This is a genomic window from Rothia sp. SD9660Na, assembly GCF_030064065.1.
In the GTDB taxonomy this organism is placed as follows: domain Bacteria; phylum Actinomycetota; class Actinomycetes; order Actinomycetales; family Micrococcaceae; genus Rothia.
Window position 1 is genome coordinate 2,076,180 of sequence record NZ_CP125946.1, and the last position, 23,144, is coordinate 2,099,323.

Annotated in this window: 18 protein-coding genes and 1 tRNA gene; 13 read left to right on the plus strand and 6 right to left on the minus strand. The window is 63.3% G+C overall.

What is annotated here, in order from left to right; translation table 11 throughout:
- Nucleotides 1–76: 76 nt before the first annotated feature.
- Together QM007_RS09755 and QM007_RS09760 are read right to left on the minus strand one after the other, a co-directional pair.
- Nucleotides 77–1,564 carry a sugar ABC transporter ATP-binding protein gene (locus tag QM007_RS09755; RefSeq protein WP_283489776.1) on the minus strand — a complete coding sequence of 496 codons (1,488 nt, stop codon included), beginning with the start codon at nucleotides 1,562–1,564 and terminating at the stop codon, nucleotides 77–79.
- A gap of 314 nt (nucleotides 1,565–1,878) precedes the next feature.
- Nucleotides 1,879–3,702 carry a phosphoenolpyruvate carboxykinase (GTP) gene (locus QM007_RS09760; protein ID WP_283489777.1) on the minus strand — a complete coding sequence of 608 codons (1,824 nt, stop codon included), beginning with the start codon at nucleotides 3,700–3,702 and terminating at the stop codon, nucleotides 1,879–1,881.
- Nucleotides 3,703–4,145: 443 nt separating this feature from the next.
- Here QM007_RS09760 and QM007_RS09765 point away from each other — a divergent pair.
- The 4 genes from QM007_RS09765 to QM007_RS09780 all read left to right on the plus strand — a co-directional run bounded on the left by QM007_RS09765 (nucleotide 4,146) and on the right by QM007_RS09780 (nucleotide 11,402).
- Nucleotides 4,146–4,221: transfer RNA gene (locus QM007_RS09765), tRNA-Arg, on the plus strand.
- Nucleotides 4,222–4,430: 209 nt separating this feature from the next.
- A complete protein-coding gene (locus QM007_RS09770) occupies nucleotides 4,431–4,751 on the plus strand; it encodes a 2Fe-2S iron-sulfur cluster-binding protein (protein ID WP_283489778.1) in 321 nt (106 codons plus the stop codon).
- A gap of 5 nt (nucleotides 4,752–4,756) precedes the next feature.
- Nucleotides 4,757–5,524, plus strand: coding sequence for a DUF4232 domain-containing protein (locus QM007_RS09775; RefSeq protein ID WP_283489779.1), 768 nt, complete (start codon nucleotides 4,757–4,759; stop codon nucleotides 5,522–5,524).
- A gap of 103 nt (nucleotides 5,525–5,627) precedes the next feature.
- Nucleotides 5,628–11,402, plus strand: coding sequence for an Lhr family helicase (locus QM007_RS09780; RefSeq protein ID WP_283489780.1), 5,775 nt, complete (start codon nucleotides 5,628–5,630; stop codon nucleotides 11,400–11,402).
- A 63-nt stretch (nucleotides 11,403–11,465) separates the two neighbouring features.
- Here QM007_RS09780 and QM007_RS09785 read toward each other — a convergent pair whose 3' ends face one another.
- Complete coding sequence (locus QM007_RS09785; protein ID WP_283489781.1) at nucleotides 11,466–11,609, minus strand: hypothetical protein; 144 nt, start codon at nucleotides 11,607–11,609, stop codon at nucleotides 11,466–11,468.
- Nucleotides 11,610–11,892: 283 nt separating this feature from the next.
- Between QM007_RS09785 and QM007_RS09790 the strand changes: the two genes are divergently transcribed.
- The 4 genes from QM007_RS09790 (at nucleotide 11,893) to QM007_RS09805 (ending at nucleotide 16,811) form a co-directional block, all read left to right on the plus strand.
- Nucleotides 11,893–12,777, plus strand: a complete 885-nt coding sequence (locus tag QM007_RS09790) for a DNA-formamidopyrimidine glycosylase family protein (RefSeq protein WP_283489782.1) — start codon at nucleotides 11,893–11,895, stop codon at nucleotides 12,775–12,777.
- Nucleotides 12,778–12,935: 158 nt separating this feature from the next.
- Nucleotides 12,936–14,258 (plus strand): peptidase T, encoded by a 1,323-nt coding sequence (locus QM007_RS09795; protein ID WP_283489783.1) that lies wholly within the window; start codon nucleotides 12,936–12,938, stop codon nucleotides 14,256–14,258.
- A gap of 21 nt (nucleotides 14,259–14,279) precedes the next feature.
- Complete coding sequence (locus QM007_RS09800; protein ID WP_283489784.1) at nucleotides 14,280–15,407, plus strand: pseudouridine synthase; 1,128 nt, start codon at nucleotides 14,280–14,282, stop codon at nucleotides 15,405–15,407.
- Between the two features lie 141 nt (nucleotides 15,408–15,548).
- Complete coding sequence (locus tag QM007_RS09805; RefSeq protein WP_283489785.1) at nucleotides 15,549–16,811, plus strand: glycoside hydrolase family 76 protein; 1,263 nt, start codon at nucleotides 15,549–15,551, stop codon at nucleotides 16,809–16,811.
- Nucleotides 16,812–16,822: 11 nt separating this feature from the next.
- On the opposite strand, the gene QM007_RS09810 is transcribed toward QM007_RS09805, so the two are convergent.
- Nucleotides 16,823–17,263, minus strand: a complete 441-nt coding sequence (locus QM007_RS09810) for a MarR family winged helix-turn-helix transcriptional regulator (protein WP_283489786.1) — start codon at nucleotides 17,261–17,263, stop codon at nucleotides 16,823–16,825.
- A 103-nt stretch (nucleotides 17,264–17,366) separates the two neighbouring features.
- Here QM007_RS09810 and QM007_RS09815 point away from each other — a divergent pair, with 103 nt between their 5' ends.
- The 5 genes from QM007_RS09815 (at nucleotide 17,367) to QM007_RS09835 (ending at nucleotide 21,009) form a co-directional block, all read left to right on the plus strand.
- The gene (locus QM007_RS09815) at nucleotides 17,367–17,786 is read left to right on the plus strand and encodes an organic hydroperoxide resistance protein (protein ID WP_283489787.1); all 420 of its coding nucleotides are present in this window, start codon (nucleotides 17,367–17,369) and stop codon (nucleotides 17,784–17,786) included.
- Between the two features lie 66 nt (nucleotides 17,787–17,852).
- Nucleotides 17,853–19,397, plus strand: a complete 1,545-nt coding sequence (tgt, locus tag QM007_RS09820; protein ID WP_283489788.1) for a tRNA guanosine(34) transglycosylase Tgt — start codon at nucleotides 17,853–17,855, stop codon at nucleotides 19,395–19,397.
- Between the two features lie 4 nt (nucleotides 19,398–19,401).
- The gene (locus QM007_RS09825; RefSeq protein WP_283489789.1) at nucleotides 19,402–19,905 is read left to right on the plus strand and encodes an SRPBCC family protein; all 504 of its coding nucleotides are present in this window, start codon (nucleotides 19,402–19,404) and stop codon (nucleotides 19,903–19,905) included.
- Nucleotides 19,906–19,970: 65 nt separating this feature from the next.
- Nucleotides 19,971–20,657: a YjjG family noncanonical pyrimidine nucleotidase gene (locus QM007_RS09830; protein ID WP_283489790.1), complete on the plus strand. Its 687-nt coding sequence runs from the start codon at nucleotides 19,971–19,973 to the stop codon at nucleotides 20,655–20,657.
- A gap of 121 nt (nucleotides 20,658–20,778) precedes the next feature.
- A complete protein-coding gene (locus QM007_RS09835; protein ID WP_283489791.1) occupies nucleotides 20,779–21,009 on the plus strand; it encodes a hypothetical protein in 231 nt (76 codons plus the stop codon).
- Nucleotides 21,010–21,089: 80 nt separating this feature from the next.
- Here QM007_RS09835 and QM007_RS09840 read toward each other — a convergent pair whose 3' ends face one another.
- Complete coding sequence (locus QM007_RS09840; protein WP_283489792.1) at nucleotides 21,090–21,581, minus strand: acyl-CoA thioesterase; 492 nt, start codon at nucleotides 21,579–21,581, stop codon at nucleotides 21,090–21,092.
- Nucleotides 21,582–21,583: 2 nt separating this feature from the next.
- Entirely contained in the window at nucleotides 21,584–23,029 is a 1,446-nt protein-coding gene (locus QM007_RS09845; protein ID WP_283489793.1) for an amino acid permease, read from the minus strand.
- Nucleotides 23,030–23,144 lie beyond the last annotated feature (115 nt).

Genomic DNA, 23,144 nt, shown 5'->3' on the forward strand with positions numbered 1-23,144 from the left:
TCAAAGCCTCACAGCTCAAGAACCCCGGCAGGTAACTTGCCGGGGTTCTTTGTAGCGTTAGGACGCCGGTGGGCGGTTAGACCAGGTCTTCACCCAGGGCCTCACCCATGAGGGTGTCTTCGGTTGCGGCCTTGTTCTGCTGGATTGAGACCAGTTTGCCCGAACGCATTACGGCGATGCGGTTGCACAGGCCAATGAGCTCAGACATGTCTGAACCGATTAGGATGATAGAGGTACCCTTCTCGGTCAGCTCGGTCAGCATCTTGTAAATCTCGCTCTTGGCGCTCACGTCGATGCCGCGGGTGGGGTGGTTGAGAATCAAAATCTCGCAGTCGGTGGTCATCCAGCGGGCCAGGGCGACCTTCTGCTGGTCACCGCCCGAGAGCTTGCCAACTTCGCCCTGAATGTTGGTGGTCTTGATACGCAGCTTCTGGATCTGCTCAGCTACCTCACGCAGGGCAGAGATCTCATGAAGGAAGCCCTCCGGGCTTTCTTTGAGGCCGGCGTTTTCCATCAGGGTCTTAGCGATAGAACGCTCGTTGGCCAGGCCCAGCTCATCATCATTATCTGACAGGTAGCCGATACCGTGAGCAACCGAGTCCTCGGGAGAGCTGATGGTGGCGTCCTCACCGTTAATCTTGAGGGTGCCGAACTTGGCGGTCTCATCCACACCAACCAGGGCCGCCGCGACCTCGTTGATGCCTGAGCGGCGCAGGCCGGTCAGGCCGAAGATTTCACCGCGGTCTACCGAGAAGGTAACGTTGTTGAGAGAGCCCTTGGCGCTAGTCAGGTTCTCAATCACCAGTTTGGCGTCCTCACCAGCAAACTCGTCGGGACGTCCGCCCATCTCGATTTCGCGGTTGAACATCTTAAAGGCGATTTCTTCGGCGGTCATCGTACCGGGGTTAATTTCGGTGTTGATGGTGCCCTCAGAGAGGATGACGGCGCGGTTGGCCAGGGAGCGAATCTCGTCGATACGGTGGGTGATGTAGATAATCGCGCGGCCCTCGGCGGCCAGCTTACGGGTCACCTCGTGCAACTGGTAAATCTCGTAGTCGTTGAAGGTTGCGGCGACTTCGTCCATGAGCACCAGGCGGGTGTTCTCGGCTTCCATGCGTACAACCTCAACCAGGGCCTGCTCGGCGCGGACCAGGTCGCCCATCTTGGCGCGGGGGTCTACCGCCAGGCCGATCTCTGAAATCAGTTCCTGGGCACGGGCGACCAGGGATTCTTCATCGTCATTAGCGTGCTCGGTAGAGCGGAAGATAGCCTGGGCAACGGTGAGTTCGGTGTCTACCTTGAACTTCTGGCGGATTGACCCGACACCAGCTTCAAGAGCTTCTTCGGGGGTGTGGGGGGCGTACTTTTCGCCGTCCAGGGTGATGGTGCCACCACCGGGGCGGTCCCAGCCGCCCAGAATCGACAGGAAGGTTGACTTTCCTGCACCGTTTTCGCCGAGAAGACCTACGATCTCACCGGCAGCTACCTCTAGATTCACACCCTTGAGGGCACGAAGGTGCTCGTGGTTCTTGGTGAGGTTCTTGACACTCAGCAGATTTCCCACTCTGTTCTTTCCTTCCAACATGCGAGTGATGCGCCCGGGACGCCGTGCAAAAAGCTCTGTAGTAGGCCGGTGGCTAGTCGATGAGCTTTGTGGGGGAAGCACAGCAGGGCTACACAAAATTCAGCCATTCTTAAGCATTCTACAGAATATTAAGTCGGCTTTACGTCCACTCTTTGGGGCCGGCCGCCTATCTGCCTACACGATAAGGAGGTGACCTGTACGAAAAGTTTTTCGCACAGGTCACCTCCATAACCGTATCGCTATTTTACGTTCGGGAACAAGGACGCCCGCCGCAGCCTGCGGGGGCACGCTCCCTAGTTCAGTTCAGCGGCTAGGGCATCGCGCTGGGCGTGAATTTCAGCGGGTACCTTGTCGCCGAGGAAGGCCAGCCATTCGTCGATTCCAGGCAGTTCCTGGGCCCACTCGTCCTTGTTAACGGCCAGGGCAGCGGTGAGTTCGGTGTCGCTGATCTCGAGGCCGGTGAGGTCGAGGTCGCTCTTGCCGGGCACCACGCCGAGGAAGGTTTCTTGGCCGTCGGCCTTGCTGTCCAGGCGGTCAAAGATCCACTTGACCACGCGGGAGTTCTCTCCAAAGCCGGGCCAGGCGAAGCCACCGTCGGGGGTCCGGCGGAACCAATTGACGTAGTAAATCTTGGGCATGTTCTCTTCGCCATGCTTCTTGCCCAGGTCAATCCAGTGCTGGATGTAGTCACCGGCGTTGTAGCCGATGAAGGGCAGCATGGCCATGGGGTCGCGGCGGACCACGCCCACAGCGCCCTTGGCGGCGGCGGTGGTCTCGGACGAGAGAGTCACACCGCGGAAGACGCCCTGCTCCCAGCTGGAGGCTTCAGCGACTAGCGGCACGGTGGTCTTGCGGCGGCCACCGAAGATGATGGCCGAGAGGGGCACGCCGTCCGGTGCGTAGTACTCTTCAGCCAGCATATCGGCCTGGGAGATGGGGGTGCAGAAGCGGGAGTTGGGGTGGGCAGCAGGACGGCCAGATTCAGGCGTCCAGTCATTGCCCTGCCAGTCAACCAGGTGCTCGGGCACCTCGTCGGTCTTGCCCTCCCACCAGACAGAGTTATCGTCGGTGAGGGCCACGTTAGTGAAGATGGTGTTGCCCTTGGCAATGGCGCGCATGGCGTTGGGGTTGGTGGACCAGCCGGTGCCCGGGGCTACGCCGAAGAGGCCTGCCTCGGGGTTGACCACGAAGGGCTTGCCGTCGCGGAATTCGATCCAGGCGATGTCGTCGCCGACCATTTCAGCCTTCCAGCCGTCAATGGTGGGGTCCATCATGGCGAAGTTGGTCTTGCCGCAGGCTGAGGGGAAGGCTGCCGAGATGTACTTGCTCTCACCCTCGGGGTTGGTCATCTTGAGCACCAGCATGTGCTCGGCCATCCAGCCCTCGTCGTGTCCGATAGCTGAGGCGATACGCAGGGCGTAGCACTTCTTACCCAGCAGCGCGTTACCGCCGTAGCCGGAGCCGAAGGACCAGATTTCGCGGTCCTCGGGGAACTGCACAATGTACTTTTCAGGGTTACAGGGCCAGGGGACGTCCGTCTGTCCAGCATCGAGGGGGGCACCGACCGAATGCAGGGCCTTGACGAAGAAGGCCTCGGTCTCGGTCATCTTCTTCAATACATCGGCACCGATGGTTGCCATGATACGCATGGAGGTCACCACGTAGGCTGAGTCGGTGATTTCAACACCGAACTTGGGGTTGGTGGCATCAAGTGAGCCCATGACGAAAGGAATGACGTACATAGTGCGTCCGCGCATAGACCCGGTGAAAAGCTTGGTCAGGGTGGCCTTCATCTCGGCAGGATCACGCCAGTTGTTGGTGGGGCCAGCTCCCTCTTCGGTGGCTGAGCAGATAAAGGTGCGCTCTTCTACACGAGCCACGTCGTCGGGGTCTGAGAAGGCAATGTAGGAGTTCGGGAACTCGTGGTCGCTGAGCTTGCGGAAAGTACCGGCCTCGACCAGTTCACCGGCCAGACGGTCGTATTCTTCCTGTGAGCCGTCGGCCCAGTAGATACGCTCAGGCTGGGTCATCTGGGCAATATCAGCAACCCACTGCAGCAGCTCTGCGTGAGTGGTGGGTGCCTGTGCGGTTACGTTGTCGATTGAAATGTCAGTCATCTGACGCTTCCCCTTATAAATCGTTGACCTGAAACACTCCACTGTGTTGTTCAGGTTCGTGTGCCCCGCTCTGCCACTAGCCCGCAGACGGGTGGAAACAGAAAAACGCGCCACCCATGTCAATGAATAAACGCGTCGTGCGGTGCACTTTCACTTCATCGTGTGTTTCCAGAGTACATAGCTCGCCCCGGTTTGTCCTCATTAGTACGTAAATATTTCGTTACAGTCCTCTTGACCTGTGATCTGGCCAACAGAATACGGGCCCGGTCAAACTTTTTCAGCTTTCTTTACCCCCTCTTTTTCCGCGTATTTAAGCGGTTTTCACCCTATCCACCGCAGTTTTGAGAGCAGGGTCACGCATTTTCAATTTGCACAGCCACGCAAACCTGCGTAATGTATTACCTGTTGCCGCGACGGGCTGATGAAGTCAGTCAACGCATGATGCGCCTGTAGCTCAACGGATAGAGCATCTGACTACGGATCAGAAGGTTGGGGGTTCGAATCCCTTCGGGCGCACCACTGATAAAGACCGGCCTCCTTCGGGAGGCCGGTTTTTTCTTGCCCTCCCCAGCTACCTCCCAGCGTAACACCCCGTTACCAAGCTGGTAGCAGGCGTCCGCTCACCGTAGTTTTAACCACAAAAAGCGGGGATAGGCGCATCTGCCCCCATAAAATAGGGACGGACCCTAGACCCGCAGCCTCATAGCTGCCCAGCACACGGAGAACACATGAGCGTAAACATCACGGTCACTGACGAAAACGGCACCACCAAGGACGTCACCTGGGAACCCCACCAGACCATGCTTGAGGCCGTCCTCGCAGCAGGCTTCCCCGTGCTAGCAACCTGCGGTGGTAACGCCTCTTGCGCAACCTGCCACGCTTTCATCGACCCCGAGCACATCGAGGCCACCCTGCCCCGTGAAGAGGCAGAGGAAGACCTGCTCGACATGATCGACGATATCGCTAACGAGTGCTCCCGCCTGAGCTGCCAGACCGAATACACCGAGGGAATGGACGGGGCACGCGTCACCCTGCAGCCCGGAATGTAGGCTGCATGAAAGCACGTATCCCCCTTCTCCCCCTCACAGCCCTGGGTCTGCTGGCCCTACTCACTGCCTGCGGTAGCACTACCACAGCAGAGAGCCCCCTCAGCAGCCCGGCCGCCACGACCTCATCCGCACCGGTGACCCCCTCACCGACGGTCTCGGCCACGAGCACCGCCCCCACCCCCACGGCAACCACCCGCACGCCCACCGTGCAAGAGGTCACCCCGGCCCCCAGCACCTCCGCTGACCCGGAACCGGTGCCCACCGGCACCGTCATCACTGTAGAACCCACCGCGAGCGCCCCGAACCCTGCCACGGGCGGTAGCCAGTTCGCCAGTTCGGCAGCTGGTGTTGCTGTTTGTGATTACGACCAGCTCTATATTGAGGCTGCGGTGGCTCAGGGCGGTGGCGCAGCGGGTTCGCGCTATATCACTCTGACCTTTACCAATACCGGGGATGCAAACTGCACCATGAGCGGCTACCCCGCTGTGCACTACGTGAACGCCGCCGGCCAGCAGGTGGGTGCGGCTGCTGCAAATGCTACCGAGTGGTCGTCCTCGGGTGGCGTGCTTGCCCCCGGTGACTCCCTGACCGCTACCTTGCGTGAGACCCGGGCCCAGCTCTACGGGGATGCCTGCCAGAGTGTTTCTGCTGCGGGCTACTCGGTGCAGGCTCCTGGGGCTTCCCAAGCTCTGGTGCTGAACTTTGCGGCGGAAGCCTGCTCTAATACCTCTGTAGCCCAGCTTTCGGTGGGCGCGGTGGGGGCTACCCCTTAGCTAAGCGGCGGGCGTCCGTGCTCTCAAGGCCGGGTGCGCCGGGCTGCCTTCCAGGTTGCCCGGTGTGCCCGGCTCGTTTGTTTTTAAGGGGATAATGGGGACTATGGCTGAACCCGTTACCTCCCGTGCCCTGAGTTTTTTCTCGGCCCCCACCCGCCGCTGGTTTGAGGGGGCTTTTTCTGCGCCTACCGCTGCCCAGGCTGGAGCCTGGGAGGCAATTTCGGCGGGCCATCATGCCCTGATTGTGGCGCCGACTGGGTCGGGTAAAACCCTTTCGGCCTTTCTGTGGGCCCTGGACCGCCTGCACTTTGAGAATCACGGGGGCGGGGACCTCGGGGCCGCTAATGATGAGGGGTCGGACGCCGGTGGCGGGCAGGCGCAGCAGGCAGGGGGCGGGGGTACCCGCGTTCTCTATATTTCCCCCCTCAAAGCCCTGGGTGTGGACGTTGAGCGCAACCTGCGCGCGCCCCTAATCGGTATTGCACAGACAGCCCGGCAGCTGGGGGTAGAGCCTCCACAGGTTCGGGTGGGTGTGCGCAGCGGTGATACCCCGGCTAAGGAACGCCGCCAGCTGATTTCTAATCCGCCGGATATTCTGATCACCACCCCTGAATCCCTCTTTTTGATGCTGACCTCTAAGGCCCGCTCAACCCTGACCAAGGTGCACACGGTCATTATCGATGAGGTGCACGCGGTTGCTGGCACTAAGCGTGGCGCCCACCTGGCAGTGACCCTAGAACGCCTGGACCAGATTCTTGAGACCCCGGCCCAGCGTGTGGGACTATCGGCGACCGTGGAACCGGTTGAAACCGTCGCCCGCTTTTTGGGGGGCAGCGTACCGGTGCAAATTGTGCGCCCGCCCTCGGCCAAGGAGTGGGAGCTAACCCTCTCGGTGCCGGTGCCCGATATGACAGCTCTGGGCGGCCCCAACGCCTACGGCGAGGCAGGCAAGGACTTCGGGGGCCAAGAACAGCAGGTAGACGGTATGCCGGCCGGGGCAGGCAGCGACTCAAGCCCCTACCTGGATAAACTGGCCGATCGTACCCGCGCCAAGATTCGCTCCCTGGATGCCGCCGAGTTCGAGAACCGTTCCTTCGACGACGGTGCTGTTCATAGTGATACCCTAGCGGACGCCGGAGCCCGGCCGGAGGCGTCCGTGCGGCTGGCGGAATCCCTGCCTCAGGGGGTAACCGTGGCCGAGGCCCTGGGCATCCGCCCGGTGGCGGGCCCTGCCCTGGGCTCCCTGCCAGACGAGCCCTCATCTGACTACTTTGACCAGCCCCTGCCTGCGCGCACACCCGGTAGTCGGGTGGGCAGTGAGCAGGCAGGCGCTGCGCAGGTAAGCACTGTGCAGGTAAGCACTGTGCAGGCAAGTGCCGAGCAGGCCCTGTGGGACGCTGTGGGTGTTTTCCCCGGTGAGGAAACAGAGCCCTGCCCCCAAGCACAGCCTAGCTTGACCATTGAAGAGGTGTCGGGGGCGGCGTCCGCCCCGGGTGGGGGCGAAACCCCGAATCTCAACGGCTACCAGGCCTCCATCTGGCCGCACGTGGAAGAGCGCATCGTGGACCTGGTGGAGGCCAATCGCTCCACCATTGTCTTTGCTAACTCGCGCGGGCTGGCGGAGAAACTGACCGCCCGGCTGAATGAGATTTACCTGGGCCGTCTTGAGGCCCGCGGGGAGTTGGGGGAGGTGACCGCGAGCGCCTCCACCGGTGCCCGCACCTACGCTTCTACCGGTGGGGAGCCGAAGGCCCTGGCCGATGTGCTGGCTGAGGCCCTGGCCAAGGACGCCCCGGCCCGGCTGGAAGCCGACGATGAGCGCCTGCCGGGGGCGGGGGCGTCCTTACCCCTTTCGATTCAACCCCCTGCCCAGATGATGGGGGGCTCGGCGACGGCTCCCGGTGCTCCGCCGGTGCTGGCGCGGGCCCACCATGGGTCGGTATCCAAGGACCAGCGCACTCTGATTGAGGAGGCCCTGAAGTCGGGGCAGCTGCGGTGCGTGGTGGCCACCAGCTCCCTGGAACTGGGTATTGATATGGGCCATGTGGACCTGGTGATTCAGGTGGAAGCGCCGCACTCGGTGGCCTCTGGCCTACAGCGGGTGGGCCGTGCCGGGCACCAGGTGGGGGAGGTCTCGCGCGGCTACCTCTACCCCAAGCACCGGGGCGACCTGCTGAACGCCACAGTGACCGTGCAGCGCATGCTGGCGGGGAAGATTGAGCCCCTAGCTATCCCCGCTAACCCCCTGGATATTTTGGCCCAGCAGACTGTAGCTGCCTGCGCCCTGGGCCCCATTAGCGTGGAGGCTTGGTTCGAGGCCCTGCGGGCAACGGCCCCCTTTGCCACCCTGCCCCGGGCAGCCTTTGAGGCAACCCTGGATCTACTGGCCGGTAAGTACCCCTCGGACGAGTTTGCCGAGTTACGCCCCCGCATTGTCTGGGACCGGGACGCCGGGACGATTGAGGGCCGCCCCGGGGCCCAGCGCCTGGCGGTGACCTCCGGCGGTACGATTCCTGACCGCGGCCTCTTCCCGGTCTTCATTGCCGGTGCTGAGGATTCCAAGGCCCCCAAGCGGGTGGGTGAGCTGGATGAGGAGATGGTCTATGAGTCCCGGGCCGGGGACGTCATTGCCCTGGGGGCTTCGTCCTGGCGGATTGAGGACATCACCCACGACCGGGTGACGGTGACCCCTGCCCCCGGCGTGCCCGGGCGCCTGCCCTTCTGGCACGGGGATTCGCCGGGCCGCCCGGTGGATCTGGGTCGTGCTCTGGGTGCCTTTACCCGGGAGCTGGCCCTTGAGAACAGTAAGGACGCCGGTTCCGCCCATGCCCGCCTGCGCGGCCTTGGCCTAGATGAGTGGGCCGCCGATAACCTGCTGGCCTATGTAGCCGAGCAGGCAGAGGCGACCGGCCAGGTGCCCAGCGAGAAGCACCTGCTGGTCGAGCGCTTCCGCGATGAGCTGGGGGATTGGCGTCTGATTCTGCACTCGCCCCTGGGCATGCCCGTTCACTCCCCCTGGGCCCTGGCCGTCGGCGCCCGGGCTGAGGAACGCTACGGGGTTAACGCCTCTGCCATGGCTGCCGATGACGGTATCGTGCTGCGCATCCCCGCTATGGAGGCCGAACCACCCGGGGCTGACCTCTTCATCTTTGACCCGGCCGAGCTCGAAGACATCGTGACCGAGCGGGTGGGTAACTCTGCCCTCTTTGCCTCCCGCTTCCGCGAGAACGCTGCCCGCGCCCTGCTGCTACCACGCAAGGACCCGGGCCGCCGCACTCCCCTGTGGCAGCAGCGCCAGCGCTCCGCCCAGCTGCTGGATGTAGCCCGCAAGTACCCCACCTTCCCCCTGCTGCTGGAAACCGCCCGTGAGTGCCTGCAGGACGTCTACGACCTACCGGCCCTGACCGCCCTGCACAAGGACCTCGAGGCCAAAAAGGTGCGCATCAGCGAGGTGGAAACCGAAGCTCCCTCCCCCTTTGCCCGCACCCTGCTCTTTGGCTATGTGGCCCAGTTCCTCTACGACGGGGATTCTCCCTTAGCCGAGCGCCGCGCCGCTGCCCTGGCCCTTGACCCTGCCCTGCTGGCTGAGCTGCTGGGTAAGGACGAGCTGCGCGAGTTGCTCGATGTTGAGGTCATCCGTTCCACCGAGGCCCGCTTGCAGCGCACCGCTACGGGCTACCGCCTGCGCGGGGTCGAAGGAGCGGCCGACCTGCTGCGCCTGCTCGGCCCGCTCACTGCTGCCGAGGCTGCCCAGCGCCTGCGGGTGCTCCTGGAGCAGGACGCCAGCGCCCCCGAGGCCGAGGCAGGTCAGCCGGGCGAGCGCGTCCTCACCGAAGCTGAAGCCACCGACTACCTTGAGGCCCTGGTGAAAGCCGGGCGGGCCCTGCGCTTCCGCCTGCACGGGCGGGAACTCTACGCCGCCATTGAGGATGCCGCCCGTCTGCGCGACGCCCTGGGCGTTCCCCTGCCCATCGGGGTCCCCCTGGCCTTCCTGGAACCGGTCGAGGCTCCCCTGGTTGACCTGGTCGCCCGCTACGCCCGCACCCACGCCCCCTTTACCGCTGCCCAGGCAGCTGCCGCCCTCTCCCTAGGCGTCTCGGTGGTCGATACTGCCCTGCGCACCCTGGCAGCAGACCGGCGGGTTATCTCCGGCGAGTTCCTGCCCGAAGAACTCCGCGCCGAGCTGGCCACCGCCCGCACCGGCTCCACCGACCCCACCTACCTGGCCGGAACCGAGTGGGTGGATGCCTCTGTCCTACGCACCCTCCGCTCCCGCTCCCTGGCCGCCCTACGCGCCGACGTCGAACCCGTTACCCCCGGCACCTACGCCCGCTTCCTGCCGCCCTGGCAGCATGTGGGCTCATGGCAGGTCACCGAAACCACCGCCGCCCCCGGTACCTTCGGGGCACCGGCCCAACCCGTCAACGTCCGCCGGGATGAGACCGCCATGCTCAGCGGCTACGACGGCCTACTCACCGTAATCGACCAGCTCGCCGGGGCGCGGGTACCCGCCTCAGCCCTGGAACCGCTCATTCTCAAGGCCCGAATCAGCGACTACACTCCCGCCCTGCTCGACTCAGCCATGAGCGCCGGGGATGTGCTCTGGACGGGCGCCGGGCAGCTCGCCGGGGACGACGGCTGGGTCGCCCTGCACCTGGGGGAAAGCGCAGCCCTGACCCTGCCCGATAAGGTGGAACGAGCTGAGGCGCTCGCCGCCCTGGGCGCCCTTGAAAACACCCTCTACGAGCTACTAACCGGCGGGCTCTTCTTCAGCCAGATTCAGACCCAGCTCACTGCCCTGGCCACCTCGCTGGGCAACACGCCCCCGAGTGCCCAGGAGATTTCAACCGCCCTCTGGAACCTGGTCTGGGCCGGGCTGGTCACCGGCGATACCTTTGCCCCGGTGCGGGCCCTGATCTCGGGCGGGGCGTCGGCCCACAAGGTTGCTGCCCCCGCCCCACGGGCCCGTTCCGTGGGAATGCGCCGGGGTGCCTCCCGTCTCTCTGCCTCCCGCCTGGGGGTAGGCATGGGCCGGGCCCCGGCGGTATCTGCCCAGGTCGCCCCCATCGATGGCGGCCGCTGGGCCCGTATCGAGGCCGAACCGCTCGACACCACCGTGGCAGCTGCCGCCCGCGCCGAACTGCTCATGGACCGCTATGGGGTCCTCACCCGCGGGGCCGTGGCCGTTGAGGACACCCCCGGCGGCTTCGCCGGTGTCTACCGGGTGCTGTCTACCGCCGAAGAAAAGGGTCTGGCCCGCCGCGGCTACTTCATTGAGGGCCTGGGCGCCGCCCAGTTCTCGACCTCCGCCACCGTCGATAGGCTCCGGGCGGCGGACGACACCACCGGGGCTGACGAGGGGCATGACGCCGCGCCCAGCGCGTCCGCCTATACCCCGGTGCGGCGCACCCGCTACTCGGTCACCCTGCTCGCTGCCACCGACCCGGCCAACCCCTACGGGGCTGCCCTGCCCTGGCCTACCCCCGTAGCGTGGGATAGCAGCCGCACCCCCATCAAACACAAGCCGGGGCGTAAGGCCGGGGCCGTCGTCATCCTGGTTGACGGGGAGCTGACCCTCTACCTGGAACGCGGCGGCAAGACCCTACTGCCCTTCACCGACCAAACCGACCGGGTGGAGGCGTCCGCGCCCCTCATCGGCCAGCTGGTGCGCGCCGGAGTAGCCGACAAAATCGTCATCGAAACCGCAGGCGGGGTGGATGTGCTCAGCACGCCGGGCCCCCTACCTCCTACTCCCCACCAGCCGGACGTAGCGGGAGAAGACGGCGAGCACCCCGTCCTCACCCTGCGCAGGGCCCTGCTGGCCGCAGGTTTCTATGCCACCCCGCGCGGCCTGCGTATGCGGAAGGACTATTCCTAAAACAGCAGAACCTCCCTTGCGTGGGGCAGGAAGGTTCTGGGCGGCTAGTGGTCTCTGTGTCGATTAGGCGGTGAGGTTGTACTCCATGCCCTCGTAACCAGCGCGGAAGGCGCGGACGCTGCGGGTAAGGTGCACGTAGAAAGCACCGAGAGACATCACAAGCATCATGACCATAACAACCATGAGCGCGGTAAAGAGCAGATTCATTGTTCTGACCTCCATCTAGGGGAGAGGCGGCTGGGAGACCGCCTAAGGAGTTAGGGCCTACTCTAGCAACATCGCATGAGCCTGCCCTTTGTATTAAGTTAGTGCTGGGCCATAAACTTCAACGGTGAAGCGTGACGTAAAACGACCATACACCCTTTATGCAGGTGGCACGCAAGTTTTGTGGCATTTCTGGTCTACACTGTGAGCAGAGGGGCGCGCAGGACGTCATAGATAAGTCATATTAGACAGGTCACATTTTGATAACACGGAGGGGTGCTTAGCAGTGCCTGAAGGCGATACCGTATGGCGGCAGGCCCGCTCACTCCACCGCGCCCTTGCCAGTAGAACAGCCCACGCTACAGATTTCCGCTACCCCCAGGTTGCCGACGTCAACCTAGCGGGTCAGCCTATTCACGGGGCCCTGGCCCGGGGTAAACATATTCTACTGCGTATCGGTGAGATGACCGTGCACTCCCACCTCAAGATGGATGGTATCTGGCACCTCTACGGGCTAGATGCCAACGGCGCACGGGAAAAATGGCGGCGCCCGGCCAATCAGGTGCGGGCTCTGATTCAGGCTAATGCAAGGCTTGATAGCGACGGGCAAGTAGTGCCTGGCAGCCACCCGGTCGAAGCCGTGGGCTTTACCCTGGGGCTACTTGAGGTTTTCCCCACCAGCCAAGAAACTGACCGCCTATCCTACCTGGGCCCCGACCTACTCGGCCCCGACTGGTCGGTTGAGCAGGCGGTAGCTAACCTTGCCGCCCGGCTGGAACGTCCCTTAGGGGTAGCCCTGCTCGACCAGAAGAACCTGGCCGGTATCGGCACCATCTACCGGGCTGAGACCTGTTTTCTCGCGGGTCTTGACCCGCGCACCCCGGTGGGGGCGGTGCCCGATATAGCTGCCGTGGTCTCAATTGCCCGCCTGCTGCTGGATGCTAACCGCGGGCGTCCGCACCGGGTCACCCGCACCAGTGCCGAGCCGCTCTGGTGCTACGGGCGGGCGGGTCGCCCCTGCTACCGCTGCGGGGAAACCATCGTCAAGGAAGACCTCTCAGAAACCGGCACCGGCGCCGACCGCTACGCAGCGGGCCACCTGTACGCCCGCGAGGAAGATACCGACCGCATTAGCTTCCGCTGTCCCGGCTGCCAGGAGCTACCGGGCTAAAGACCCCGCCCAACCAGCAGAGGAGGGGTAACGCCAAAGGTCGGCGTGAAGGGGTTAGCCATACGTTTCCCGCACCTTTCTTATACTTTCTTATTCTTATTTATTCTTTCTTATTTTTTATATCTTGGGTAGAGCATGCGGGGAGTAAACTACTCACCATGACCACCACCACATTTACTCCCGCCTACACCCCAGATGCAGATGTGCAAGAGGCCCTGGCCGCCCGTTTTCTGCGCTACTCGGCGATCTCTAGCCAGTCGGACGCCTCAGCTACGACCGTGCCCACCAGCCAGGGCCAATGGGAGCTGGCCCGCCTGCTTGAAGCCGAACTACGTAAAGCTGGCGCGCAGGAGGTGCACCTGAGCGACACCTGCGTGCTGACCGCCCGTATTCCCTCCACTCTGCCCGCGGGCACCGAAGCCCCCGCCATCGGCTTCTGCACCCACCTCGATACGGTGGACGTCAACCTCTCCCCCGATGTTCATGCCCGCGTCGTCGATTACACCGGCGGGGATATCTGCCTGAACACCGACCTCAACATCTGGCTGCGCGAGGCCGAGCACCCCGAAATCACCCGCTACACGGGCCAGCGCATCATCGTCACCGACGGCACCAGTGTGCTGGGAGCGGACGACAAGGCCGGGGTCGCCTCGGTCATGGAAGCAGCCGTGCGGCTCTTAGCTGCGGACGCGGACGCCGCCGGGCAGGCAGATGCCCAGGGGCAGGCGGATGGGGCGGGTGCGTCCGCCCATCCCGACATCTACCTCTCCTTTGTGCCGGATGAAGAAATCGGCCTGCTGGGCGTACGCACCATGGACCTGGCACGCTTCCCCGTCGACTACGCCTACACCCTGGACTGCTGCGAACTGGGCGAACTGGTTGAGGCTACCTTCAATGCCGGGCACGCCCGTCTGCACGTTGAGGGCGTGACCGCCCACCCCATGAATTCCAAGGGCAACCTGGTCAACCCGATTCTGGTGGCCCACGACTTTGTAGCGGCCCTCGACCGCACCCAGACCCCCGAGCACACCGAGGGGCGCGAGGGTTACCTCTGGGTCAACGGGATGGCGGGCAACCAGGCCACCGCAACTGTCGATGTCAGCATCCGCGACCACGACCGAGCCGGCTACGAGGCAAAAAAGGACTTCCTGCGCGACCTAGCTGAGCGGACGGCAGAAGCCAACCCGCGGGCGTCCGTGCAGCTGGATATCTCAGATATCTACAGCAACCTTGAGGACGCAAAAACCAGCACCAACGCTGTGGCGTCCGAGCGCCTGCGCTCCGCCTTTGCCCGGCTGGGTATCGAGCCCATCAACCTGGCCATGCGCGGGGGAACCGACGGCTCTTATCTCTCCACCCGGGGAATCTACACCCCCAACTTCTTCACCGGGGCGCACAACTTCCACTCCAACTGCGAGTTCCTGCCCCTGCCCGCCTTTGAGGCCAGCTACCGGGTGGTGCGAGAGCTGATGGCTGGCTAGGGCTCTGCGATAATAGAGCCCATGCGCCGAATCAACCGCCACCTTGCCCCCAAGCCCCTGCCCCAGCGCAACGGGATTGACGCTGTCGCCTTTGTGCTGCCAGACGCAGGCAACCCCGAGAACGATACCCTTGGCGCAAGCACGGTGCTGGACTACCTGGTGGCCCGATTCTACCCCCACGAGCGCTCCCTCTTTACCTCCCGCTTTGAGCGCGATGAGGTCAAGGACGCCGACGGGCAGGCGGTTGCCCCCGATGCACCGTTGACGGGGCAAAAGATCTGGTACTACCGGGAACTGGGGGTTGAAAAACCCGTGCCCTTTGATATGCCGGTGCTCTACGAGGACGAGTGGGTACTGGCCATTGATAAGCCCCACTTCCTGCCCACCACCCCGAATGGCTCCTTTGTCGCACATACTGCCCTGACCCAGCTGCGGGTGCGGGAGAACAACCCCGATCTGATTCCGATTCACCGCCTGGATAGGGCAACCGCCGGGGTGGTTCTCTTTGCCAAGACCCCCGAGGCCCGGGCCCCCTTTCAAACCATGTTCCAGCGGCGCGAACCGACCAAGACCTACGAGGCTGTTGCGGCCCCTATCGCCAGGCTGGGGGTGGGTGAGAGCCTGACGGTGCGCTCGCGCATTGATAACCAGCACGGGGCTATGCAGGTAGCCCATACCGGCATTGAGCTCCTGCCCGGTGACACCGGCCCCCTGCCGGTGGAGACCAAGGCTGAGCGGCGCGAGCGCCGCCGCTCCGGGGCGTCCTTTGAGGGGCTCAATGCCCAGTCGCGTATTACTTGCCTGACGGTGTTTGAGGTGGCGAGCGGCGTCCTACCCGCTGTCTCTGAGGCGAACCCGACCCTGCCCCTGCCGCAGGCGGGCACACCCCTGGCCCACTATCTTTTAGAGCCGCATACCGGCAAGACCCACCAGCTGCGGGTGCACCTGGCGGCAGCCGGGGCGCCGATTGTGGGGGACGTGGTCTACCCGGCCGTCCTGCCCATCGCCGAGGACGAGCCCGCCCTACCCCTCCAGCTGCTGGCCAGGTCGCTGACCTTCCCCCACCCCTTCACCGGGAAGACCGTGACGGTGCAGAGCGGGCGGAGGCTACGACTCGTCGAAGGTTCTGCCCCTAGCCGCCGAATGTGACGCCTTTTCCCGAATGTCGGGAGTAAGCCCACCCGCTCGGGAATAAGAGGCACATTCGGCGCAGACGCACTAGCCGACCAAGCCGGTAGACTAAAACCGGCCCAGACCACCGCCCACCGACGCGCCAAAGAAAGAAACTCCATGCACCCCAAGCACCTGCAGCACTCACCCGACCAGCTCGCAGCGCTCACCGCCGAGCACCGCCAGGCGCTAGGGCAGCGGGCAGGTACCGCCGCCTACTCTGTGACACGACTCTTCGGGCACCGGGTCGCAGGCCTCCCCGGCACTCTACTAGGACGCACCCTGCACCCCGACACCCGCCGCCGCAGCCAGCGGCGCGGCGAATGGCACTACTGGTGGCAGGCCCACCTACTCGATAACCTGGTCGATGCAGGCTTCCGCCACCTCACCACACCCGACGGGCAGAACCAGGCACAAGCGTCCCTGCGCCAGGCCCGCGCGGTGCTACGCGGCATCCAAGTGCGCAACCTCGGCTCCTACCCCAACTCCTTCTACGACGACATGGCCTGGCTGACCCTAGCCTGCGAGCGCCTCAACCGGCTGGCGCTCGCGGTGGAGGGCAACGGGGATTCTGCGGCCCAGGACGCCGCCACCCGGCTGTATCGGGAGCTGGCAGCTGCCTGCACTGCTGAGGTGGGTGGGGGTGCCTTCTGGTCGAAGGACCACGACTTTAAGAACACCCCGGCAACCGCTCCCATTGCCCTGGCTCTCGCGCGGGTCCACCTGCATGACGAGGCGGCTGCTCTGCTGAACTGGCTGTATGCCAACCTTTTTGATGCCGAGCGCGGCCTCTACCTGGACGGGGTCAAGGTGTCCGGGCGCGGGGCTCGCGCCGAGATTTCCTCGGTGGAGCGCGGTCTCTACACCTATAACCAGGGGCCGGTTCTCGCGGCCTATCTGGCGGTGCTTGATGCCGGTAAGTCTGAGCTGCTGACGGTTGACCCGGCTGAGCATATCGCCGAGGTTCTGGCCGGTATTGACCGGGAGTTTGGCCGTGATTTTGAGGTGTCAGAGGCAGAAACCCTGCGGGTTCTAGCGACCCAGGGCGGTGGGGACGGCGGGCTTTTTACCGGTATTTTGGTGCGCTACCTTGCCGAGGTTGCCGTTCACACTGCCCTGCCGCAGGGCGTGCGGGAGCAGGCGCGGGATTTCGTCCTTGCCACCGCCGAGCTATTGTGGGACGGACGCCGCGAGTTCGACCCCGACCTGCCCATGAACGAGCTCGGTATCGACCCGACCGAGATCCGCGGTGAGGCTGTTGCCCTCTTTTCACCCGATGTCACCCGGCATATTTCTGAGGTGCTCAAGCCTGCCCAGCCGGTTGATCTTTCGACCCAGCTCCAGGCCTGGATGGTGCTAGAAGCGGCGGCGCGGGTTTTCTAGGGCGGGCTGCCCTAGCCTTCGGCCAGGTGCTCGGCCAGGGCGTCGAGTTCGGCCTTGAGGGCCATAATGTCGAGGCCCTCGACCGCGCAGGCAGCGTAGATGGCCCCGGGGACGGACGCCGCGCGTCCTCTCAACTCCTGCCCGGCAGGGGTGAGGCTGATGAGGGTGCGGCGCTCGTCGCGGGCGTCGCGGGTTTTGGTAAGCAGGCCGTGGTCAATCAGGCGTTTGATGAGCGGGGTCAGGGTGCCGCTGTCGAGATCGAGGCGGGCAGCCAGCTCTTTCATGCCGAGACCGTCGGGGTTCTCCCACATGACCAGCATGACCAGGTACTGGGGGTAGGTGAGCCCCAACTCCCCCAGGTGCTGCTGGTAGGCGCGGGTGACGGCCCGGCTGGAGCGGTAGAGGGAGAAGCAGAGCTGGTTTTCGAGGGCGAGGCTGCTGTCTTGGTTCATTCCACCCAGTATAGGTTGTGGGCAAGCTCCTAGTTAACAATTAGATTGTGCACAATTTAATTGTGTAATCTTATCTATAGAGACAGAACCGAAAGGAAACCCCATGGAACCCCTCTACACCACCGAAGCCCTGGCCACCGGCGAAGGCCGCAACGGCCACGTCCGCACCGTTGACGGCGCTTTTGACGCCGACCTCGCCATTCCCGTTGAAATGGGCGGGTCCGGCAAGGGCCTGAACCCCGAGCAGCTCTTTGCCTCCGGCTACGCAGCCTGCTTCCACTCTGCCCTGCAGATGGTTGCCCGCATGCAGAAGAAGAACGTTGAAGGCTCCTCCGTTGGCGCTAAGGTCTCCATCGGCAAGCAGGGGGAAGGCTTTGGCCTGGCTGTTGAGCTTGAAGTTATCATTCCCAACCTGCCCCAGGACGAAGCCCAGGCCCTGGCTGACACAGCCCACCAGGTCTGCCCCTACTCCAACGCCACCCGCGGCAACATCCCTGTGACCGTCACCGTCTCCGACGACTAAGCTCGCACCCCACACTCGCACCGAATGTCGCCGAAAGCTTCATAGGTATGTGCTTCCTGCACACCTATGAAGCTTTCGTTTGCCCTCAAGCAGCCGGGCCACAGCGTCCGCCCCTACTCACCCGGTAGACTTAAGCCCGTGCTCAATACCGAATTTTCTGATCCTACTTTTTCTTTTGAACTGGGCAAGCGTCTGACCGATACCGCCCAGCCCACCGGCAAGCAGGTGGACGCCAACGGCGGCGCCTTCCAGGGGCGCACCGGCGTCATTCACACCCCGCACGGCGATATTGCCACCCCCGCCTTCACCCCGGTGGGTACCAAGGCAACCGTCAAGGCTGTGCTGCCCGAGGCTATGAAAGATTTGGGCGCCCAGGCCCTGCTGGCCAACGCCTACCACCTTTACCTGCAGCCGGGGCCGGACGTCCTCGACGCCGCAGGTGGTCTGGGCAAGTTCATGAACTGGGATGGCCCCACCTTCACCGACTCCGGGGGCTTCCAGGTCATGAGCCTGGGCTCGGGTTTCAAGAAGGTCATTGATATGGGCACCGTGGCCGGAGCTACCGGCGCGGACGGCCGCCCCATCGGCGACGACGACGTGGCCGCCGGCAAGGAACGTATGGCCCACGTGGACGATGACGGGGTCAATTTTAAGTCCCACATCAACGGCGATATTCACCGTTTCACCCCCGAGGTATCCATGCAGGTGCAGCACCAGATTGGCGCTGACATCATGTTTGCCTTCGATGAGCTCACCACCCTCTATAACTCCCGCGCCTACCAGCAGGAGGCCCTGGAGCGCACCCGCCTGTGGGCCCTGCGCTGTATTGCTGAGCACCAGCGCCTGACCGCAGAGCGGGTAGGCAAACCTTACCAGGCCCTCTTTGGTGTGATTCAGGGAGCCCAGTATGAGGATTTGCGCCGCAAGGCCTGCCGCGACCTGGGCGCTATGCCCTTTGACGGTTTTGGCCTAGGCGGGGCACTCGAAAAGGAAAACCTGGGCACTATTGTGCGCTGGTGCAACGAGGAGCTGCCCGAGAACAAGCCCCGCCACCTGCTGGGCATTTCGGAGCCCGACGACATCTTCACCGGCATCGAAAACGGTGTTGATACCTTCGACTGTGTCTCCCCCACCCGCGTGGCCCGCAACGCCGCCGTCTACACCCCCGATGGCCGCTTCAACCTAACCAACGCCCGCTACCGCACCGACTTCTCCCCCATCTTCGAGGGCTGCGACTGCTACACCTGCACCCACTACACCCGCGCCTACCTGCACCACCTCTTCAAGGCCGACGAGCGCCTCTCAGCAACCCTGGCCTCGATTCACAATGAGCGTTTTATTGTGAAGATGGTGGACGACGCCCGCGCCGCCATCGACTCCGGGGAATATTTTGACTACCGCGACGAGTTCCTGGGTAAGTACTACGCCAAGAAGGTTGCCCAGCAAAGGGCCCAGGAAGAAGCTGCCGCCCGCAAGGCCGCCAAGGACGCCGAGCGAGCAGCAGCTGCTCAGGCCCGATGGGAGGCCAACATGAAAGCAAAGGCTGAGGCCGAGGCCCGCCGGGCAGCTGAGCAGGCTGAGACCACTAAGACCACCAGCGACGAAAAGTAAGAGCATGAACGACTTTAAGATTGACGACCTCAAGCCCGAGGAAACCCTCACCTACCGCCACGAGTTTGCGGCAGCCCCGCAGCAGGTCTTTGAGGCTTTCACCAACCCCACGCTCTTTATCAAGTGGTTTGGCCCTGCCGACTGGAAAATAATTCCCAACACCCTGACCCTGGAACCGGTCATTGGCGGCCGCAAGCAGTTCGTCATGCGCCACAAGGACCAGGCTAAGTTCCAGGCCCCCATGTACATGCGGTTTGTGACCCTGGCGGAGCCCCACACCATCGAGTACCGGGAGGCCCTGCCCACCCCGTCCGGCCAGCCCTCAGACACCCTGATTGGTCTGCGCCTTGAGTTTGAGGCAGGCACCGCGGTAACTGAGGACGGTGTCGGCGAAGGCACCGTGCTCAAGCTGACGCAAGGCCCCCTGCCCGCCGGTGTGCACAAGCAGACCCTGGCCTCCTGGCAGGGTTCCTTCGACAAACTAGCCGAGCTGCTCAAGCAGGCATAAAACCCAGAACACCAGCACCACCACTACACCCAGGGGAGATTCCCCATGAAAGGGGAATCTCAACCGTGAAGTATAAATTCCTGCTCTTCGACCTCGACCACACCCTGCTTGACTTCTCTGCTGCTGAAGACGTCGCTCTCACCCAGTTCATGGAGTCGATGCAGGTGGCAGACGTAGCCGAAGCTAAAACCGTATACCGTACCATCAACCAGCAGATGTGGAAAGATCTTGAGAAAGGTCTGCTGACCAAGGCGGAACTCGTCAACACCCGTTTTTCTCGCACGTTTACCGAGTTGGGGCGCAATGAAGACGGGGCAGCTCTAGCTCTTCGCTACCAGGAAATGATAGGCATGCAGGGGCACACCTTCCCTGGAGCTGAGCAGCTTCTTGCTACCCTCGCCGACCGTGGCTACGAGATTTATGCCGCAACCAACGGCATTACTTACATTCAGGAAAACCGGCTTCGCCGCTCCCCCATTGGCCCGTATTTCAAAAAGGTCTTTATCTCGGAACAGATGGGAACCCAAAAGCCAGAGCCCGCCTTTTATCACCGGGTATCGGAGCTTATTACGGCTTTTTCTCCGTCGCAGGCTCTCATGATTGGTGATAGCCTCACGGCCGATATTCAAGGTGGCATCAACGCTGGCATAGATACAGCCTGGTACAACCCGAGTGGAGCACCTAGCCCCAGCCAGTTGCAGCCAACCTACACCTTCTCAAGCTACGCAGAGTTAGCGGAACTCCTGCCCTAAAATTTCCCCTACACTATAAAGCTCAGGACGCCGCACCCCACCTCCCTGCCCCAGGGCAGAAAGGGGTGCTGCGGCGTCCGCCCCTCTTATTCGCCTAGGGGCATCCGCCCCCCACAAGCTGGTGCCCGGTGAGCTGAATGAGGGCTATGAGGCTATCAGTGAGAAGCTGGCTGAGGCCCACGGCATGGAAGCCGGTTCTTACTTCCTCAACCACACCGCCTTCGAGAAGATTGACGAGAACACCACCCGCGTCACCATCACCCAGGGCCCTCTCGGCCCTGCCATGCACGAAATGTCGGTAGCTGGCTGGAAGTCCTCTTTCAACAAGCTCAACCGCGTCCTCGCAGCCTAAAAGCTTAAGCGCCATATAAAAAGTGCACGTACCCTGCCAAAACTGGAGGGCACGTGCACTTTTTAAAGGGCCTCTACAATCTAGGCCGCCAGTTGCTCCCGTTGCTCGGTGCTCAGGCGCACCAGGGAGCCAGTCTCAACATTGAAGAAGGCCAGGGTGGTGCTGGCTGAAACGCAGTGAACGCCGGTCACCGGGTCGTACAGTTCGTAGCCCACAACCAGCGAAGCTGCCGTCACCTTACTAACCTGCATCTGCACCCGCACCGGCACTCCACGGTAGGCCAGGGGGCTGCGGTACTTAACATGGTTTTCAGCAACCAGGGCCTGGGTGCCGGCAGGCAGGCTTTCAAAAAGGGGAAGCTGCGCGGACGCCCGCCCTGGCTGGCTCTCAGTCAGCTGGCTCCTTGCGCCCTCCCCCGCGACCGGCGCAGGTTCGCCGGACGAGGGAGGCGGCCCGAAGAGGGCAACGCGGGCTTCTTCGAGCACCTGCATCATGGTCACGTTGTTGACGTGGCCGTAAGCGTCCATGTCGCCCCAGCGCAGGGGAACCTCAACAGTGTAAGTCCTGGCCATATCTAGCCCTGCTTCCCCCGATAACCTGCCACGGCGGCGTCCGCCTCGGCGAAGGCGTCCTCGTGCCCGGTATGCACGCGCTTGACCACACCGAAGTAAATCATGGTCAGAATCAGGAAGTAGGCGATGCCCATGGTCGCGGGGGCGGCGTTACCGGTGCGGGCGAAGAGGGCAGCCCAGATTGCCAGCAGCAGGAAGATGCCCAGGCCGGCGGTGGATTGTCCTCCCCACATACGGAAGGCCGAAGAGTTGCCCTCGCCCCCCTTGAAGGCGATGTAAGCCAGTAGAATCAGTACCCAGACGGTGAGGGCGCAGACCATGGTCAGGGTCATCATGAGCCCAAAGGCCTGGCCGGGCAGGAAGAGAGCCAGCAGAATGGCCAGCACCACGCCCGAGGTTGAGGCCCACATGGCCAGCACCGGAATACCGCTGCCGCTCACCCGAGCCAGGGGCGCAGGTGCCATTTTCTCACTGGCCAGGGAGTGCAGCAGGCGGGTGCCCGCGTAGAGGTTAGCGTTGGCGGCAGACAGAGCAGCAACCAGGATGATGAAGTTGGTGATGGAGGCAATGGCTGGCACGCCGATTTCTGAGAAGACCAGCACGAAAGGCGAGGCCTCAACGGAGCCGTCCAGCTGGGCGGCTGACTGCCAAGGAATAATCGAAACGACGATGAACATAGAGATCACGTAGATTGTCGCCAGACGCCACATATTGGCCTTGGTAGAGGCCCGTACCGAGCGCACCGGGTCCTTGGCTTCAGCCGCTGAAATGGAGAGCATTTCGATGCCGCCGAAGGAGAACATGACCACGGCCAGTGAGAGCCAGATGCCGTGGAAGCCGGTGGGCATGAAGCCGCCGTCGTTGGTCAGGTTGGTGATGCCGGTGGCCTCATGACCGGGGAAGCCCACAAAGACCAGGGCCAGGCCCACCAGCACGAAGAGCAGCAGGGCGATGACCTTGATGGAGGACAGGAAGAACTCCATGGTACCAAAGTACTTCACCGAGCGAATGTTCAGCAGAATAATCACGGCACCGAACAAAACGATACCGGCCCACAGGGGCAGGTTAGGCCACCAGTACTGTAGGTAGGTGCCCACGGCGACCAGCTCGATACCGGTGATGATAGCGGTGACGGTCCAGTAGGCCCAGCGGGTCAGGTAGCCGGCGTAGGGCCCCAGGTAGCGCCCGGCGATGGAGCCAAAACCACCGCGCACGGGGTAGCGCACGGCCATTTCGCCCGTGGAGGCGGCGATGATGGCAGCTACCAGCGAACCGATAGCGTAGGAAAGAATGACGGCCGGGCCCGCCAGAGCAATCGCGCCAGATGAGCCCAGGAAGAGGCCGGTGCCCAGGGCTGAGCCCAGCACGATCATGGTCATCTGCCCGTGCGTCAGTGAGCGTTTGAGGGTGGGCGCCTGAGCCTGCCCCTGCGAAGGTGTGTGTGCCACGGTAAGCCTTACTGTGAGAATACGTGGTGTGCGGTAGCGGTGTTAATGCGCGGACGCCGGTGCGCGGCTCCCCTGCCGTGAGGCTGGGGGGCGGGCTACCGGCGTCCTTGTGTAG